This window comes from Colwellia sp. 6_MG-2023 (assembly GCF_030547765.1).
Lineage (GTDB): Bacteria > Pseudomonadota > Gammaproteobacteria > Enterobacterales > Alteromonadaceae > Colwellia.
In genome coordinates this window covers 382,227-398,850 of record NZ_JAUOPP010000001.1, presented here as the reverse complement: position 1 = coordinate 398,850, position 16,624 = coordinate 382,227, and the positions used below count along the sequence as shown (strand labels likewise).

19 protein-coding genes are annotated in these 16,624 nt (G+C 37.5%); 6 read left to right on the top strand and 13 right to left on the bottom strand.

The window, feature by feature from the left end:
• Positions 1-262 precede the first annotated feature (262 nt).
• Genes Q4503_RS01710 through flgB form a run of 12 tightly spaced genes read right to left on the bottom strand, consistent with a single transcriptional unit; the run spans position 263 to position 10,272 of the window.
• Complete coding sequence (locus Q4503_RS01710; RefSeq protein WP_215973634.1) at positions 263-1,288, bottom strand: flagellin; 1,026 nt, start codon at positions 1,286-1,288, stop codon at positions 263-265.
• Between the two features lie 30 nt (positions 1,289-1,318).
• Entirely contained in the window at positions 1,319-2,215 is an 897-nt protein-coding gene (flgL, locus tag Q4503_RS01705; RefSeq protein WP_215973635.1) for a flagellar hook-associated protein FlgL, read from the bottom strand.
• 11 nt (positions 2,216-2,226) lie between these two features.
• Positions 2,227-3,561 (bottom strand): flagellar hook-associated protein FlgK, encoded by a 1,335-nt coding sequence (flgK, locus tag Q4503_RS01700; RefSeq protein WP_215973636.1) that lies wholly within the window; start codon positions 3,559-3,561, stop codon positions 2,227-2,229.
• 5 nt (positions 3,562-3,566) lie between these two features.
• Entirely contained in the window at positions 3,567-4,037 is a 471-nt protein-coding gene (locus Q4503_RS01695) for a rod-binding protein (RefSeq protein ID WP_303601231.1), read from the bottom strand.
• An 8-nt stretch (positions 4,038-4,045) separates the two neighbouring features.
• A complete protein-coding gene (locus Q4503_RS01690; RefSeq protein WP_215973638.1) occupies positions 4,046-5,158 on the bottom strand; it encodes a flagellar basal body P-ring protein FlgI in 1,113 nt (370 codons plus the stop codon).
• 18 nt (positions 5,159-5,176) lie between these two features.
• A complete protein-coding gene (locus Q4503_RS01685; protein ID WP_215973639.1) occupies positions 5,177-5,896 on the bottom strand; it encodes a flagellar basal body L-ring protein FlgH in 720 nt (239 codons plus the stop codon).
• Positions 5,897-5,901: 5 nt separating this feature from the next.
• Positions 5,902-6,687: a flagellar basal-body rod protein FlgG gene (flgG, locus tag Q4503_RS01680; RefSeq protein WP_215973640.1), complete on the bottom strand. Its 786-nt coding sequence runs from the start codon at positions 6,685-6,687 to the stop codon at positions 5,902-5,904.
• A 17-nt stretch (positions 6,688-6,704) separates the two neighbouring features.
• Positions 6,705-7,436 (bottom strand): flagellar basal body rod protein FlgF, encoded by a 732-nt coding sequence (locus Q4503_RS01675; RefSeq protein WP_303601230.1) that lies wholly within the window; start codon positions 7,434-7,436, stop codon positions 6,705-6,707.
• Between the two features lie 12 nt (positions 7,437-7,448).
• On the bottom strand, positions 7,449-8,795 hold the full coding sequence (locus Q4503_RS01670) for a flagellar hook protein FlgE (protein WP_303601229.1): 1,347 nt from the start codon (positions 8,793-8,795) through the stop codon (positions 7,449-7,451).
• A 17-nt stretch (positions 8,796-8,812) separates the two neighbouring features.
• Complete coding sequence (locus tag Q4503_RS01665; RefSeq protein ID WP_303601228.1) at positions 8,813-9,469, bottom strand: flagellar hook assembly protein FlgD; 657 nt, start codon at positions 9,467-9,469, stop codon at positions 8,813-8,815.
• A gap of 11 nt (positions 9,470-9,480) precedes the next feature.
• Entirely contained in the window at positions 9,481-9,897 is a 417-nt protein-coding gene (flgC, locus tag Q4503_RS01660) for a flagellar basal body rod protein FlgC (protein WP_303601227.1), read from the bottom strand.
• Positions 9,898-9,900: 3 nt separating this feature from the next.
• Complete coding sequence (gene flgB, locus Q4503_RS01655; RefSeq protein ID WP_215973644.1) at positions 9,901-10,272, bottom strand: flagellar basal body rod protein FlgB; 372 nt, start codon at positions 10,270-10,272, stop codon at positions 9,901-9,903.
• Between the two features lie 106 nt (positions 10,273-10,378).
• On the opposite strand from flgB, the gene flgA reads away from it, so the two are divergent.
• From flgA to Q4503_RS01630, 5 genes are all read left to right on the top strand, one after another.
• Positions 10,379-11,137: a flagellar basal body P-ring formation chaperone FlgA gene (gene flgA / locus Q4503_RS01650; RefSeq protein ID WP_215973645.1), complete on the top strand. Its 759-nt coding sequence runs from the start codon at positions 10,379-10,381 to the stop codon at positions 11,135-11,137.
• Positions 11,138-11,251: 114 nt separating this feature from the next.
• Complete coding sequence (gene flgM, locus Q4503_RS01645) at positions 11,252-11,554, top strand: flagellar biosynthesis anti-sigma factor FlgM (protein WP_215973646.1); 303 nt, start codon at positions 11,252-11,254, stop codon at positions 11,552-11,554.
• Positions 11,551-11,979 carry a flagellar export chaperone FlgN gene (gene flgN, locus Q4503_RS01640; protein ID WP_303601226.1) on the top strand — a complete coding sequence of 143 codons (429 nt, stop codon included), beginning with the start codon at positions 11,551-11,553 and terminating at the stop codon, positions 11,977-11,979. The genes flgM and flgN overlap by 4 nt, the downstream gene beginning before the upstream one ends.
• A gap of 495 nt (positions 11,980-12,474) precedes the next feature.
• Positions 12,475-13,266, top strand: a complete 792-nt coding sequence (hutG, locus tag Q4503_RS01635; RefSeq protein WP_215973647.1) for an N-formylglutamate deformylase — start codon at positions 12,475-12,477, stop codon at positions 13,264-13,266.
• Between the two features lie 21 nt (positions 13,267-13,287).
• Complete coding sequence (locus tag Q4503_RS01630; RefSeq protein WP_303601225.1) at positions 13,288-14,673, top strand: formimidoylglutamate deiminase; 1,386 nt, start codon at positions 13,288-13,290, stop codon at positions 14,671-14,673.
• Positions 14,674-14,693: 20 nt separating this feature from the next.
• On the opposite strand, the gene Q4503_RS01625 is transcribed toward Q4503_RS01630, so the two are convergent.
• Entirely contained in the window at positions 14,694-15,008 is a 315-nt protein-coding gene (locus Q4503_RS01625; protein WP_303495846.1) for a hypothetical protein, read from the bottom strand.
• 146 nt (positions 15,009-15,154) lie between these two features.
• Here Q4503_RS01625 and ccoG point away from each other — a divergent pair, with 146 nt between their 5' ends.
• On the top strand, positions 15,155-16,594 hold the full coding sequence (ccoG, locus tag Q4503_RS01620; RefSeq protein WP_303495844.1) for a cytochrome c oxidase accessory protein CcoG: 1,440 nt from the start codon (positions 15,155-15,157) through the stop codon (positions 16,592-16,594).
• Positions 16,595-16,624 lie beyond the last annotated feature (30 nt).

The window sequence follows — 16,624 nt, the reverse complement described above, 5'->3', positions numbered from 1 at the left end:
GATAAACTATCGTTACTACGACCTAATTGGTTTTGAATTGACATTGATGCCATATTCGATTGAATTGATAAAGCCATTAATAACTCTCCTGTGAACTCGCTTTAATTATCTTTCATAGTTAAAAAGCGACCGAGTTAAAAAAAACTAAAATGTTTTGATCTTTTTTTATTTAGTTACTTATTATTTAAGAATAAAGATTAAATTAATAATATATATTAACGAAGCTACAAACTCAGCTGGTACTTCAGAGATTTTATTAAGATCAATAAAGAGAGTAGCGTACTAGACTATGTGTTATGTTGGCTTGTGCCATAATAGTGCTAATACTATTAGTGCCAACATTAAACATTTGATCACCAAGACTGTTACTTAAATCAGTTAACTCGTTTGGTTGCATATTTGTTGCTGCTCTTTCAATTTCGAGTAACTGACTAGCTAGCTCTTTACGCTGTGCTTGAGCTTTAAGTATGCTCGATCTCAAGTGTTGTTGTACTTGTTTTATTTTATCACGATGCGCTTGAATATCGCTATTTGATTCGGCGACTTGTGCAAGTTGTTCAAGCTGGTTACTTGGTTCAGTTAAAGGCACTGAAATTGGGTTACCTGCAGCCACTCTTACACCTTCACCACTCATTATCCACGTTTCATCAAGTAAACCCGCATGCTCTTTAGTAGCACTAAATAATAAATTATTATTTCGATCTAATTCAACATTAATATCTTGTCTAGCAAACGCATTTTGAATACTGGTTAAGTTTTTAGCTTCGCCTTGGTTAGCTGGTAAATTCAAAACAACTGACTTACCACTTCGCCCCATTAATAAATTAATTTTTTCGTCATGAGGTCGTGCTGAAAGTAAATCAATATTCGCATTTAGCTGGCGCACACTAACATCACTCTCACTGCTAAGATTTAGTTGCTTATTTAAACCACTACCTGATTTTGCCGCTAGTTGCTGCATTGATTGAATTGTTGATTGTACTTCAGTTTGCTGGGCAGAATTTGGTTTAACTGAGGCAGTTTGAGTATTGAGTTTTCTAGCCAAATCACTTAATGCATTATACATTTGACGCAAAGTTGCTTCGCTATATTCAGCTTTTGCCAGTGCTTGGCTTAGCTTGCCTCGCGCTGACCAACGTGACAAGACCTCTACCTGTTCTTGTTTAGCCGTTACTTTATTTATCGCTTGATTTGGCGTACGCTCTTTTACTTGGCTTACAAGTGACTCAGACTTAGCCGTTTTTATAGCATCTGGAGCTTGAGGTTTTTCGCTACTTGTAACGAGCATGGTGAAAATGGCCTATTATAGTGTACTGAGTTATATAAATGAAAATAGCGATAAAGAAGTCACGCTGGCATATACCTGCATTGATGACTCATATGAAGCCATTGATTCATTCATTTTAATAAACGCTTCTGGATAATCTACTGAGCTTATTTCATCACGTAAGTTAGAAGTAACTGTAATAATATCCAAGTTGCTATTTGCAAGTGAATCAAGCGATGCCATCGTACCACCAATCTGAGTAATTTCACCAGTAATGGTAGCTAAAAAAGAAGAAAGTTCATCAATCATCACACGAGACTCATTGCCGACACCTGTCGCAGGAGGATTATTAACATCAACCAAATAATCTTTCATCGCATTTAAAAAATTAGCGCCTGGGTCTAGTTCATTTCCAGTAATATTACTTGCTACACTAGAGTCGGCCGTTACGGCAACGTCACGAACACCATCATCACCAAAGTAAGCGTAATTTCCCGCAGCATCTAAATCAAAAGGTTTAGTGTTTGTTTCACTGCCTGAGAAATAATATTTTCCTTCATTGTCCGTTCCATTAAGTAAATCAACAATTCCAGGAAAAATAACCGACATTTCTTGCCCAAGCGCTTTTAATTCTTCAGTGCCCATCGAGCCATCGGCTGCAGTAGTGATTAAACTTTGCAATGAATATATTTGGTTAACAATGCCAGTTAATTTTACTTCTTGTTGACTTAAAGTGAAATTAACTGATTCCATATTAGACTTATACTGTTCTAATGAATCTAATTCAGCATCTAAATTTAATAGCATAACAGCACCAAGCGGATCATCCGAAGGTTTTGTTATTCTTTGGTTCGTTGCTAATTGAGTAGAGGCTTCATTAAAACGCGCTGTATTATATTGAATATTACTTATTGAATTTAAATGAAATTGATGACTACTAAGACGCATGGTATTTTCCCTTAAAACATATTCAATAGTGAAGTAAACATTTGATCGGCGGTAGTGATCACTTTTGCATTCGCGCTATACATTTGTTGAAAGTGCATTAAGCTTGCCGCTTCTTCGTCAAGATTTACACCGCTACGGCTGTCTCGCGCTAATACGGCGCTATCATTCAATGTGGTTGATGTTAAAATACTATTTTGATTTTGTTGACTATTAATTGCAAGATCACCAACTAGTGAGGTAAAGCCACTACCATTATTAGCAATAGCAGCTACAATATTAGCAATATTAGCATTATCACCGGGTCCCCCCGTAGCAACCCAAGTACCGCTAAGATCAAATTCGCCACCAATAAGTGCAAGTTTTTCTGGTGTTATTGCTGAATTAATAGTTATCGTACCAAGAGGATTAACAGGATTATAGTCAAATAGTGCTATACCGGCATTACCAGTTAAATCAAAACCTTCCGATAATGCAGTATTCATATCATCAGCCAAGTCTTGAACAAGGGTGTTTAAACTTGCAAAAGTAGGTTTTATTACTTGGGTATCAACACTGATTAAACCGCCAAAACGCCCACCAACTTGATCGGTAAGTTGAAAAGACTGCCCTGCAAGTGACGTTGTTACCGTTGTGCCACTCACTGTTATTTCTGCCGCTTTATTTCCAATAACTAACGGTGCCCCACTTAAAGTACTTATATCTATACTACCATCATCACGATCAGTAATCGCAATACCTATAGTATTTGATAGCTCTGTCACTAAACGCTCGCGGTTATCTTTAAGCTCTGAAGTAGGTAAATTCTTTGCTTCTGACTGAGTTATTTTATCATTAATTTCTGCAATTTGAGCTGTCAAAGAACTAGAAGTAAGCGCAAGATTGCTCATTTCTAAGCTAAGCTTATCCAGTTGTCCTTCTAAAGCTCCATTCAGTTGTGCCAAGTCTTGTAATAAAGACTCTGAAGAGGAAATTATCTCTTGACGGTAGGCTAAAGAATCTGGTGTTGTCGCCGCAGCACTAAATGCATTACTAATTTCAGTGATAGCGTCATTAAAATTTAACGTGTCGGTTCCTACCACTTCTTCGATATAACCTAAATAGCTCTGCTTAGCCTCGTAGTAACCTAAAGAAGAACTAGTACGCCATATATCATCATTTAAAAATGCGTCAACAATACGCTCAACAGATACTACATTTACACCACCTAAAGGGGAACCTGCTGTTTCAAAATACGCAGCCTGACGTGAGTAACCTTCAACTGCAGCATTCGCCACATTTTGACCTGCAACAGTCAGGGCTACATTAGCAGCATTAAGTCCACTTAGTGCATTATTTATCATTGACATTGTAATTACCTGATCGGAATTATATTTAAAGATTGCGCAAATGCTGAACTAGAATAAAAATCACTCCGATCAGCCTCATGAACAATACTTTTATTATGAGCTTTATCTGGTAAAGCGACCCCTTCTGCCATTTCCTTAAATTTATTTTCTACTGGTGCAAAATTTTCATCAAATTGACGAATGATAGCTTCAGCTAACCCTAATTGTTGTGTCGCGGCCAAGTGCTGTGCGGTTTGTGCATCATACATATCACGAAATTGAGCTTGCTCTTTACTGGAAAAGAAACCATTCTCTGATGACATTGCTTCTGTCGTCGCATGCATATTTTTTAACACTAATTGTAAAAAAATAGCTTCAAATTGTTCTGCTGCTTTTTTTATGCCGTCTTGCTCACTTAAATTAGCAGTAATGGACTCTATTTTTTTTGGATCAATCGCTAATGATTGCGCACTGATATCTAGTGGGGTAATTGTCATTTTCATTCCTAAATTACTAATAGCTCAGCCTCTAAGGCTCCGGCTTTATCAAGTGCTAATAAAATAGACATTAATTCACTTGGGGTAGCACCTAACGTATTTATTGCTTTAACAATCTCTTCAAGTGAAGTACCTTCTGGTAGTAATACCATATGATTCTTTTGTTCATTCACATCAACAGAGCTCGCTTGTAGAGGCACAGTTCTACCATTTGAGAATGGCCCCGGCTGCGATGCACCTTCAGTTTCAGCAATCGTTATTGTCAGATTACCGTGACTTACTGCAGCCCGATTAACTCTCACCACATCATTCATAACAACAGTACCGGTGCGGCTATTAAAAATAACACGCGGTTGTTCAGAGCCCTCTTCAACCATAATATCTTGCAACATCGACATAAATGTATTGCGGCTATTAGCGTCTATTGGTGCGCTTAATATCAAACGCCCCCAGTTGTGTGCACGTGCGACTCCTGGCCCAAACACTTGGTTAACGGCCTTAACAACGTTACGTGCAGTTTGGTAATTAGGTTCTTTTAAATTAAGTACTACATCCGGTTGTACTTTAAACATATCACTAACATTACGCTCTATAATACCGCCACCTGGGATTATTCCTGATGTTGGTACGTTAATAGTAACCGATGAGCCATTTTGACCACTGGCATTAATACCACCAACAACTAAGTTACCTTGCGCTAACGCATACACTTTGCCATCGACGCCTTTTAACGGTGTTAACATAAGGCTACCACCATGAAGACTTTTGGCATCACCTAAGGAGTTAACCGTGATATCTATTGCTTGACCTGGGCTTGCCATTGCGGGCAAAGTAGCGTGTACTGCCACTGCGGCTATATTTTTAGATTTAGGTAACGTTGTTTCATCCATCGTGACACCAAATTGCTTGAGCATATTACTCAGCGATTGTGCCGAAAATTTTACTTGTGCTTTATCACCAGAGCCAGGTAAACCCACCACTAAGCCATAGCCTACCAACTGATTTTCTCTAACCCCTAATACATCAACAATATCAAGCAGTGGGCGTGACTTAGCCGCAAGAGTATTAAACGAAAAGCAGCCGATGAAAATACACATTACGGTAAAAGTTTTTTTCAACATAAGGTCAAATACTCAATATTAAAATGGGTTTAAATAACGCGAGAATAAAGATGTAAACCAACCTGGGCTTGAAGCATCAGCAAAGGTTCCTTTACCTGTATAACTAATTTGCGCTTCGGCAATACGTAATGAGGAAATTCTGTTAGCGACATCAATATCACCTGGTCGAACTAACCCTTCAATTTCTATGTATTCATCACCTTGATTTAATTGAATACGCTTACGGCCGCGAATAACCAAGGTGTTATTCGATAATACATGGGTAACGCGCACGGTGATCGCACCACTTAAAAAGTTTTGTTGGCTAGTACTACTACTACCATCAAAGCCAGTGCTTGAACCGACACCAAGATTAAAATCTGCAACATTTAGCCCACCAGCCAGGGGGACACCTACATCAATATCGGTGCTTTTATCAAGGCTAGATCCTGCGCTTTTACTTGATTGAGTTCGCTCACTAAGTACCACAGTTAAAATATCACCAACTCGATAGGCACGTTTATCTGCATAAAGCGAAAACATATACTGTTCACTATAAAGACTACCCTCTTCATAATTTAAGCCGACTTGAGAAGCATCCTGCTCAATTTCGTAATCTTCTTTTGATTTATCTTCTTTAACATTAGGACACTTAACTTCTCCACCAAAAACAGGGCATTGAACATACTCTTGGTCGTAGCTAGAACTACAACCACTTAGTAACAAAATGACGGTAACGATTAAGGTAAAATTAAACATAGCTATTACAAATTTTGATTAATAAAGCGTAGCATTTCATCAGCTGCTGATACCACTTTAGCATTCATTTCATAAGCACGTTGCACGGCAATCATACTGACCATTTCTTCAACGACACTAACGTTAGAGCCTTCAATAGTAAATTGTTGTAAGCCGCCATATGACTCTTCACCGGGTACGCCTTCAATCGCTTCACCTGAAGCTGCAGTCTCTCGGTATAAGTTCCCACCCAAATTTTCTAGACCTGCAGGATTAGCGAAGTTTACAGTTAGTAACTGGCCTAGTTCTACAGGCTGAGTATCATTATTTACCACTGCACTAATAGTACCATCGGTGCCAATAGTTACTTTCGTCGTACCTTCAGGCAGCGCAATATTTTGTGCTAATGGTAAACCATTACCATTAACAAGTAAGGACTCAGAGTTAAGTTGAAATTGACCATTACGGGTATATAAAAGTTCACCGTCAGGACTTTCTATTTGGAAGAAACCTTGTCCAGCTATAGCAACATCTAACTGATTACTGGTAGTTTCAAAGCTTCCTTCGGTAAACTGCTTTTGAGTTCCATTAATACGTACACCAGTACCCACTTGAATACCTGATGGCAATTGATTTAAATCATCTGCCTGTGCACCAGGTTGCTTTTGCACCTGATAAAATAAATCTTCAAAAACTGCACGGTCTTTTTTAAAGCCTGCAGTGCTCACATTCGCCAAATTATTTGAAATGGTGGTCATGCGCAAATCTTGTGCTGCTAACCCTGTTTTACTTACCCATAATGCTGAATTCATTGTTACAACCTTTACTGTTAACCATTGCCACTAATTAGTTTATTGCCGCTACTTGCTAATTCGTCTGCTGCTTTCATCATTTTGACGTTCATCTCAAATTGACGACTAATATTCATTGTTTTAATCATTTCTTGTACTGCGTTTACATTAGAGCCTTCTAAAGCTCCGGTGCGTAAACGTAATTGATCGTCTTGATCAAGTGGTTGTAAGTTATCTGCTCGTAATAAGCCATCCTTACCTTTGATTAAAATTCCATCTGTGCTGGCTAGTTTAAGTTGTGCTTCCTCAGCGATAACACCACCACCTAAAGGAACGATATTAATAAGACCACTTGGACTAATTTCAATTTCACCAAATTCAGGTAATTGAATATCGCCTCCAGCACCTTGTACACGTCTATTATTAACCGTTATAAAGCCATCAGCATCCACTTCTAAATTACCAGAGCGTGTATAAGCCGGATTACCATTGTCATCTATGACCTCTAAATAAGCACCGTCACTTAGTGCAACATCTAAATTACGACCGGTATCCATAATTGGTCCTGCAGATAAATCTGTGGTCACCGGTTTCATTTGTGCGTGATAACGGGTTCGAAAGCCACTACCCGTGACCATCATAGACTGTGCTTGCTCTAGATCTGCTTTAAAACCAACAGTACTGACATTAGCTAAGTTATTGGCACTGACTCGCAATGCCGTATTATTTAGTTCCGCGCCGGAGACTGCGGTATAAATTAACTTTTCCATCGCTTATGCCCTTTATGTATTACTAAATAAAATTTGCATCATTTCATCAGCGGTACTAATTGTTTTTGCATTGGCTTGATAGTTTTGTTGAAAAGACATTAGACCAACTAACTGTTCACTGACATCAACATTCGACCCCATATATGAGCCTGAAAGTAATTTACCAATCGCGCCTGAATCTGGCTCACTAAACAACGCAGTACCTGAGTCATCTGTTTCATACCACACAGTATTATCACCAGGCTGTAAACCATTAACATTAGCAAATGAAGCCAGTGCAACTTGCCCTTGTAATTTCGATTCACCATTAGTAAATGTTGCGTATAACTTACCATCTTCAGCAACCGTCACGCCTGAAAAAGAGCCTGAGGTGTAACCACTTGCGTCATTTTCATACATAGAAAAACTAGTACCAAATTGGGTCGTTTTTACCATATCTAGGGTTAAATCGATTGGTGAACCGCCGCCACTGGCAGTAAAAGATAACGTAATTTCACGCTCATTATATGGGTCATCGGTATTATTATCAGCTACCGTTCCAGGCGGAGTGAAAGGTGTACCACTTAGAGGAGCCATTTGACCATCGGTATCAAAAGTCATAGTAACAACACCTGCTGCTGTTGCTGAGCCATCTACAAATTGTGTGCCATTCGTACCCGTACTACTTATAGCAGTGTCAGGTAAAGGCTCACCATCAACAAAGTACATAACCTTCCATTCATTTGTAGCGGTATGATTAAAGTATTGGGTCATGATATGGCTATTACCCAAGGAATCAAACACCTCTGTGGATTGTGAAAAATTATACTGGCTGCCATCGGTAGGATCAAAAGTATCAGGCGCTGTTGGGTAAGGAATAAGATCGCTGGATGAACTTAAATTACCATTAAACGCAATGCTATCCGTTGCTTTGGCTGGGATATTGGCACCTTCAATTTTTAATTCTGTTAATATACCCGATACTATACTTGGCTCACTGCCCGCTTCTGATTCAGAAACACCATAGCCTAATAAATTATTGCCATTGGCATTAACAATATTCAAATCTGAATCTAGCCCAAACTGACCTGCTTGGGTGTAAGCTGTTCCACCATTTTCTGAAATAGCAAAAAAACCTTGGCCATCAATGGTGATATCAAGCGAGTTACCCGTTCGAACAATTTCACCACCGGTGACAAAATCTTCTTTAATATCGGTAACTTTAACACCACCTTGTTGACCACCATTATAAACTGAGGCAAATTCAGCATCAGATTGTTTATAGCCTGCGGTAGCCGAGTTAGCAATATTATTACTGGTAACTTCTAACGCTGTTTGCGTACTTTTTAGGCCTGTTAGACCAATATTCAATATAGACATGTTACATTCCTAATAATTTAAGCTAATTGGTTAATTTCAGTGAATCCAAAATTACCCAAACCATCAACTTGTAATATAATATCATCGCTTGTTGCACCAACAGACACTCGCTCGACCTGACCACTTAACCAAGTATCTAACTGTGTAGGGATATTATCTGTCGTTGTATAAGCACGTACGGCATAGTCTCCTGCATTTTGATTATCAAACTCAAAACGTAATGAACCTGCACCGGTATAAGGTAAATTCTTTTCTTCGACTAGATCACCATTACTGTCATAAAGTTGCACAGTGACAGAGTCTGCAGGGCTTGATAAATTAACCATACCCGAAACACTACCCGGATTTTCTAGCGCGACACTATTTGCTAAAACGTCAACTGATTCACCTACCATATTAGTAGCTTCAAGTACCATCAGGCTATTCATATAATCAAGGCTATTACTGGTATTTTGATTAATACTTTGTAACGACTCAACGTTTGCAAATTCAGCAAGCTGACTAACATATTCAGTACCATCCATTGGCTCTAATGGGTTTTGGTTACTGATTTGAGCAACCAATAACTCTAAAAACATGGTTGACATTTCTTGTGCCGACTGGCCATTTCCTGTGACATTACTCTCTAAAGCTAATGCTTCACTAGTATTTTGAGTTAAACTATTTATATCCACGTTATTTACCCTTATTGACCTAATTTCAGGATGCTTTGCTGCATGCTATTAACACGCCCCATTACTTCTACTGAGGTTTGATAGCTGCGACTTGCCGACATCATGTCTGCCATTTCTTCAAGTACATTTACATTAGAATAAAACACATAACCATCAGGATTAGAGAGTGGATTATTTGGCTCGTAACGCTGTTCTACTGTGCGGTCCGACTCCGTAATACCAAGCATATTAACTGCGGCAGAAATAGAGCGTTCATCAAGATTCGAACTGTATTCAGCTGAAAAAACAGGTTTTAGCGCCTTATAGGCACCTTCTTCACTTGAAGCGGCAGTATCTGAATTAGCTAAATTAGAAGCAATAGTATCTAGGCGCATTACCTGCGCTCGCATAGCACTTCCGCTAATCTCGTAAATAGAATTAAAAGACACGTTCTAATCTCCTTTGATTACTTTATGTAAGCCACTTATTTTCATATTTAAAAACGTCATGCTTGTTTGAAAGTCCATGCTATTGCTAGCAAATTTAGCTTGCTCAACGTTCAACTCAACACTATTTCCGTCACTTGAAGCCTGATAAGGCACTCGGTATTGGAGTTGGTGTTGCTCAATTCCAGAAAAGCCAACAGTATGATTTTGTGAAAGATCACTAGAAACACTTTCCATAATTTGCTGATAGTTGATATCTCTAGCTTTGAACCCCGGTGTTTCAACATTTGCCAAATTACCCGCAATAATTTCAGCTCTATCCATTCTTAATTGCATCGAAAATGGATGCACGCCTAGGGACTGATCAAATAATGCCATTGTTGCCTCTATTGTTTGATTCTTGTATGCTCATCTGAAAATAAAAGCATTACCATACAACCTATATAACAACCTTTATGCCAACATTTAAAGAACATTAAATTCAATGACTTATTATCTCGGCCATTTAAAAAACAACCAACAAACGGAAGTTAAACTTCCGCATAGGAACTATTTATACTTCCTCTACTTTGTCATGAGTTGCTTTATAGGAACCACTCAAGCAAACAGCATTAATTTTGAGCAGGAATCTCGCCACTACATCAATCAAGAAATTGCACGGTTTTTAAGTTATCATGGAGCAATTAGCCAGCAACAAAAAATTAATCTATTCATTCCAAAAGGAAGTGAAGATTTAGAATGTACTAATTTACAAATTTCACGTTCTAAGCCTTCGTCAGTGCCTGCGGGGAGAATTAGATTAACCATCAAGTGTGATTCACCCAAATGGCAATTTCGAGCCAGTGCTAAGGTAGATTTATGGATGAATTTAGTCGTTGCAAAACGTGATTTACAGCGCGGTGAAATACTCACTGCTGATTTACTTGATACTCGTTCACTAAATATTGCAAGCCATTTACATGGCATGGAAGTTAATATTAATAATGTTATTGGTATGCAAGTTCGTCGCGACATAAATAGCGGTGACGTTATCAATCGTCGCTTGTTAGAAAAACAATATCTAGTGAATCGTGATCAGCATGTCGAACTACATGTTTCAACACCAACATTTAATGCCAGTGTTACCGCAATTGCTTTAGAGGATGGTCAGTTAGGACAGCGAATTAAAGTTAAAAACCTTACTTCAGGCCAAGTAGTTGAAGGACAAGTTATCGGAAAAGGAACTGTAAAAATATTTCTTTAACTGTATTTATAAATTTAATTGAAAAAAACACTAATAATATTTAAGTTCTGCCGCTATCTTGACGCTTTCTATAGCTAGTAGTAAATATAACAAATTACCTAGGTAAATCTTGCAATGAATATAATTAATAAACCAAGTATGCCTGTTGAACAAAATCACAAGGTAAACAATACCTTAGAGCATTCACAGTTGCAAAAAAATTCGCCTCAAAATCAACAGGCTGAAAAAGTAGCAAGTTCAACAAGCCAAGTTAGTGAGCTAAGTAAGTCAATTGACTCTACTTTTGAAACATTATCTAGCCAAACTGATGTTGACATGAAAAAAGTTGCCGATGTTAAGGCAGCTATCGCTAATGGCGAATTAGTATTAGATGAAGAAGCCCTAATCAATGCATTATTAGAGCTACATAAACAATGATAATAGACAGCATAAAATCCTTTATTACAAGCCTGAAAAATGACATTAATAAGTTAGATGTATTGATTAATGCGTTAGAGTCTCAGTATGAGTTATTAAGTCAACGCGACTCAGGGTTAGAAAGCCACAATGAAAAAATGCTGATAATTCTTAATAAGCTAAACGAAACTCATCAGCAAAGAGATGAATTTTTGAGCGGTTTAGGCTTGCCTTGTAATAGTGAAGGATTACATTTACTTTGTAGTAAATTACCAGATCCTGTAAAAAAAATGACCACAGAGTTACTCCAAGAACTAACGATGAAGTCTAAATTGTGCAAGGCGTTAAATGAGCGCTCTGGACAATTATTAGCAAACCAACGCCAACTAATGCAACGTTTAACTGGTGGTGAAAATAAAAATACTTATCCAGAAATGAATTTTTAACATTACTTAACTTTTCATTTTACTGAATTAGCAAAACATATTTATTTTGACAGCAACAATTTAATTCGATATTGAATTAATATTATATTTTTTTGTCTAATGGGTGGTCAGATAAACTTGTCATATCTTGCTTGGGTGCTTATTCAGCAGCCTTCTATTGTTTATTCCCTCTCCCAATTTTGAGTCTAGTTTTCTTAGCTTATTTTATTAACTAAACTCTTATCCTAAAAGCAAACAAGCCTCAAATATGCCATCATATTAAAACAATCACTACGGCATTTTCTTATTACACTTTTTTCGCCCATCGGTTTAACAGTTACCTTGATAATACAGTAAGGTAAAAAATCTAAAATTCAGTATATAAAATTATCTATACTTAAAATAACCACTTTGACATTGTAAACGCCAAAGCTAAAAGATTTGCTTATCATCAGTTTTACATGGTAGATTACTACAACTTGTATATACAACTACTCCGCATTTAAAAGAGCTACAATGAACGCTAGTTATTCCTTAACTTCAGGTAATATAGGTATGCTAATTAGTATGCCGCATAATGGTCAACTAATACCCAAGCATATTGCTAATAATATGACAGAAAATGGACACAATGTTGCCGATACTGATTGGTATATAGACAAGCTATACGACTTCGCCACGGCAATGGGCATTTATACATTGATTCCAAAGTATAGTCGTTATGTTATTGATTTAAATAGAAGTCCAAGTGGTGTCGCTTTATACGCTGGTGCCGATAATACCGAATTATGTCCAACAACCGCTTTCGACTTATCTCCTCTCTACCATGACGGTAACAATCCAACGCCAGAAGAAATAACCAGCAGAATCGAAAATTATTGGCAACCATATCACCAAGTGTTAGCAGAAACGTTGTTGCACCTTAAACGTAACTATAAAAGGGTGGTTTTGTTAGATGCTCATTCAATTCTATCGCAGGTTCCTCGCTTTTTTTCAGGACGTTTACCGGATTTTAATTTTGGCAGCGCTGATGGGACAAGCTGCGACCAAGCCTTAATAGATAAAATACAAGAACTGGACTTAAGCCCTTTTAGCACTATTTTTAATGGTCGCTTTAAAGGCGGCTATATTACCCGTGCTTATGGCAACCCAAAAGATAACATTCACGCAATTCAGCTTGAACTATCACAAAGTACTTATTTAGATGAACCCAGCAATCACTATAACGAACAAAAAGCTAATAATGTAAAAGAACAACTGAAAAAATTTGTCCAATGCCTAGCCGAATTCACAACGCAAGATTTATAGTAAGGTTAAATGAGAATAAAAATGAAAAAATACTATGCAAAAAATATTCTATTAAGCGATGGTTGGGCGACCGATAAAACACTAACTATTGCCAATGGCATTATTATCGCCATTACTTCAGGTCAGGATCATGAAGCGGAAGTATTTCAAGGAGCTGTTATTCCAGGAATGATTAATTGTCATTCTCACGCCTTTCAACGTGCTTTTGCAGGTTTTAGCGAACAAGGTAGCGAAGGTAAAGATAGCTTTTGGACTTGGCGTACAATAATGTACAAGTTTCTTGCACAATTAACTCCTGAAGACACCGAAATAATTGCACAGCAATTGTATATTGAAATGTTAAAAGTTGGTTATACACGCGTTGCTGAATTTCACTATTTACATCATGATATTGATGGTCACTCTCATAGCAAAAATCAATCCCAAGCCAAGTTAGCAATAATGGCGCAGGCTATTTTTAATGCCGCTCAACACTCGGGGATCGGTTTAACCTTATTGCCTGTTTTATACCAATATTCAGGCTTTGGTCAGCAAACACCAACCGAAGGGCAAAAACGCTTTATTAATTCCACAACACAATTCAATCAATTAATAAGTGATTGTTATGAATTAAGCCAAGAGTACCCAAATAGCAATATTGGCATAGCACCACATTCATTACGTGCTGTTGATAAAGAGGCAATGACGATAGCAGTTGATCATGTACGTTCATTAGATGCTAAAGCACCTATTCATATTCATATTTCTGAGCAACAACAAGAAGTCAATGATTGCTTAAATTACTATACCAAACGCCCGGTAGAGTGGTTAATCAATAACATGAAAATAGATGAAAGTTGGTGTTTAATACACGCAACACATATAAATGAAAAAGAGCAACAAGGTATTATAGACCACAACGCTGTGGTGGGTATTTGCCCAACAACAGAAGCAAATTTAGGTGATGGTATTTTTCCAACAACAGATTTTCTCGCTTTAGGGGGTTCTTTCGCTATAGGCTCTGATAGCCATATTTCTGTTAGCCCCATTGAGGAACTACGCTGGCTAGAGTACACCCAACGGTTAATTAAGCAACAAAGAGCACTCATTACCTCAACCAACGTTGCTTCTGTTGGACAAAGTTTATGGCAAAAATCAGCAGCTAGTGGTGCACAAAGCACAAATTCAAACACTGGCGTATTATCAATAGGTAAACAAGCTGATTTACTGGTGATCGACGACAACAAAACTGCTCTATTTGCCAATAAAAACCAATATTTACTAGACAGCATTATTTTTGCTAGCCAGCACAACACAATTAAAGATGTTATGGTTAATGGTAGCTGGGTGGTGCTAGATGGCCGGCACCCAAAAGAACAAGTCAGTGCTGATAAATTTGCCCAACTATTAACAAAGCTATCAGCTTAATAAGCTAAAGCTAAAAGCACCTAAAGTATACTTTCATACTTACTTATCGCCTTACATACTTTAGCTTGGTTGTTAGGATGAAATACAGTACTTCTTTTAGTATCTTTACAGTAGTCTTGATAAAACTCATTCACACGTTTTCTAGAGGATGTTATCTCTGTTAAAGCATCAACTTCTTCAACCGAAAAGTTATTTAATTCCGGTTGTAAATCTATTAACACCTTATCGGCCTTTAAACGCACATTAGTGTCGCTAAATTCTGTAAAACTATCTACCAGTGTTGCTTTGGTATCATTATAGAATTTAGTTACCTCAGGCTGCGGATAAAAATGCAAAAAAACTGCCGCAGTCACGATCAAGATCAATATATTTTTCATGAGATTCCGTATATTAGTATGAGCTAATTTATGTTATTATTGTACAGACAATAACATTATAATTATTTTTAGACTAATTCAAACCTCTCTTCTAAGGATTTATCGTGAGCATTGACGAAAAGCCAGCATCACCTAGCTCTGTTCAAATACCCGTTACTAATGTAAAAATTCACCCAGCTAAGAATAGTAAAGAGCGCTATAAGCCCGGCGACCAAATTTACGTTAGAAAAAGTCCTGGTTTTTTTCAAAAGCTGAGGCAACGAACAAACTTAGTTTACTTTGCTTTTTTCGCACTACTTCCTTGGCTACAATACAATGGTCAACAAGCTGTTTTATTTGATATTAGTGAGCAACGCTTTACTTTGTGGAGCCTGACACTCTGGCCACAAGATTTAACATTATTAGCTTGGTTATTTATTTTTGGTGCATTTTTATTGTTTTTTGTCACCACATTTTTAGGTCGAGTTTGGTGCGGACATATGTGCCCACAAACAGTATGGACTTTCATATTTATTTGGTTTGAAGAAAAAATAGAAGGGACCGCTAATCAGCGTAGAAAACTCGACAAACAAAAAATGAATGCCAATAAATTTTGGAAAAAAACACTAAAACACACGAGTTGGTTATTATTTTCATTATTTACAGCAACAACATTTGCTGGTTATTTTTCGCCAATGAATGAGTTAGTTGTTAATATATTTACACTAAATACCACAGTAACGATGGCAATAGTGTTAGCCTTTTTTACTTTTGCGACCTACGGTAACGCTGGTTGGATGCGCGAAACAATGTGTTTACATATGTGTCCTTATGCACGCTTTCAATCTGCGATGTTCGACAAAGATACATTAACCGTTTCTTATGATAAAGCGAGAGGTGAAAATCGTGGTGCAAGATCAAGAAAGCAAGATCCTAAAGAAGCAGGCCTAGGTGATTGTATTGATTGTAACTTATGTGTCGAAGTTTGTCCTACCGGCATAGATATACGTAACGGCTTACAATATGAATGTATAAACTGTGGAGCATGTGTTGATGCATGCGACAGCGTGATGGCGAAAATGAACTATGAAAAAGGCCTTATACGATATACAACAGAGCATGAACTCAAGGGTAAAAAAGTTCATTTTTTACGAGGAAAATTAATTGGTTATGCCATTGTTCTAGTTATAATGAGTACCATGTTAGTACTAGAAATAGTTAATCGCGTACCATTATCACTCGACATAATTAGAGATAGAACAGAGCTAGCGAAAGAGAATTTTAATGGTGAAATAGAAAACGTATACACGTTAAAGATCCTTAATATGTCACAAACGGACAATACCTATAGACTGTCTGTAAACGGTATTGAAAATACCCAATGGCATGGTAAACAAGAAGTTTTTGTTGAAGCAGCCACTGTATATACATTACCAATAAGCATCTCAGTAGATCCTTATGAATTAGAAGGCTTTATGACTGACATTACCTTTACTGTTGAGCAGATTTCACCTGAAGATGATGTAAAAGTTGAAAGTGAAAGCCGCTTTTTTAACAAACGCTAAAGAAGCCCGCTTAGGTAATAATATAAATAA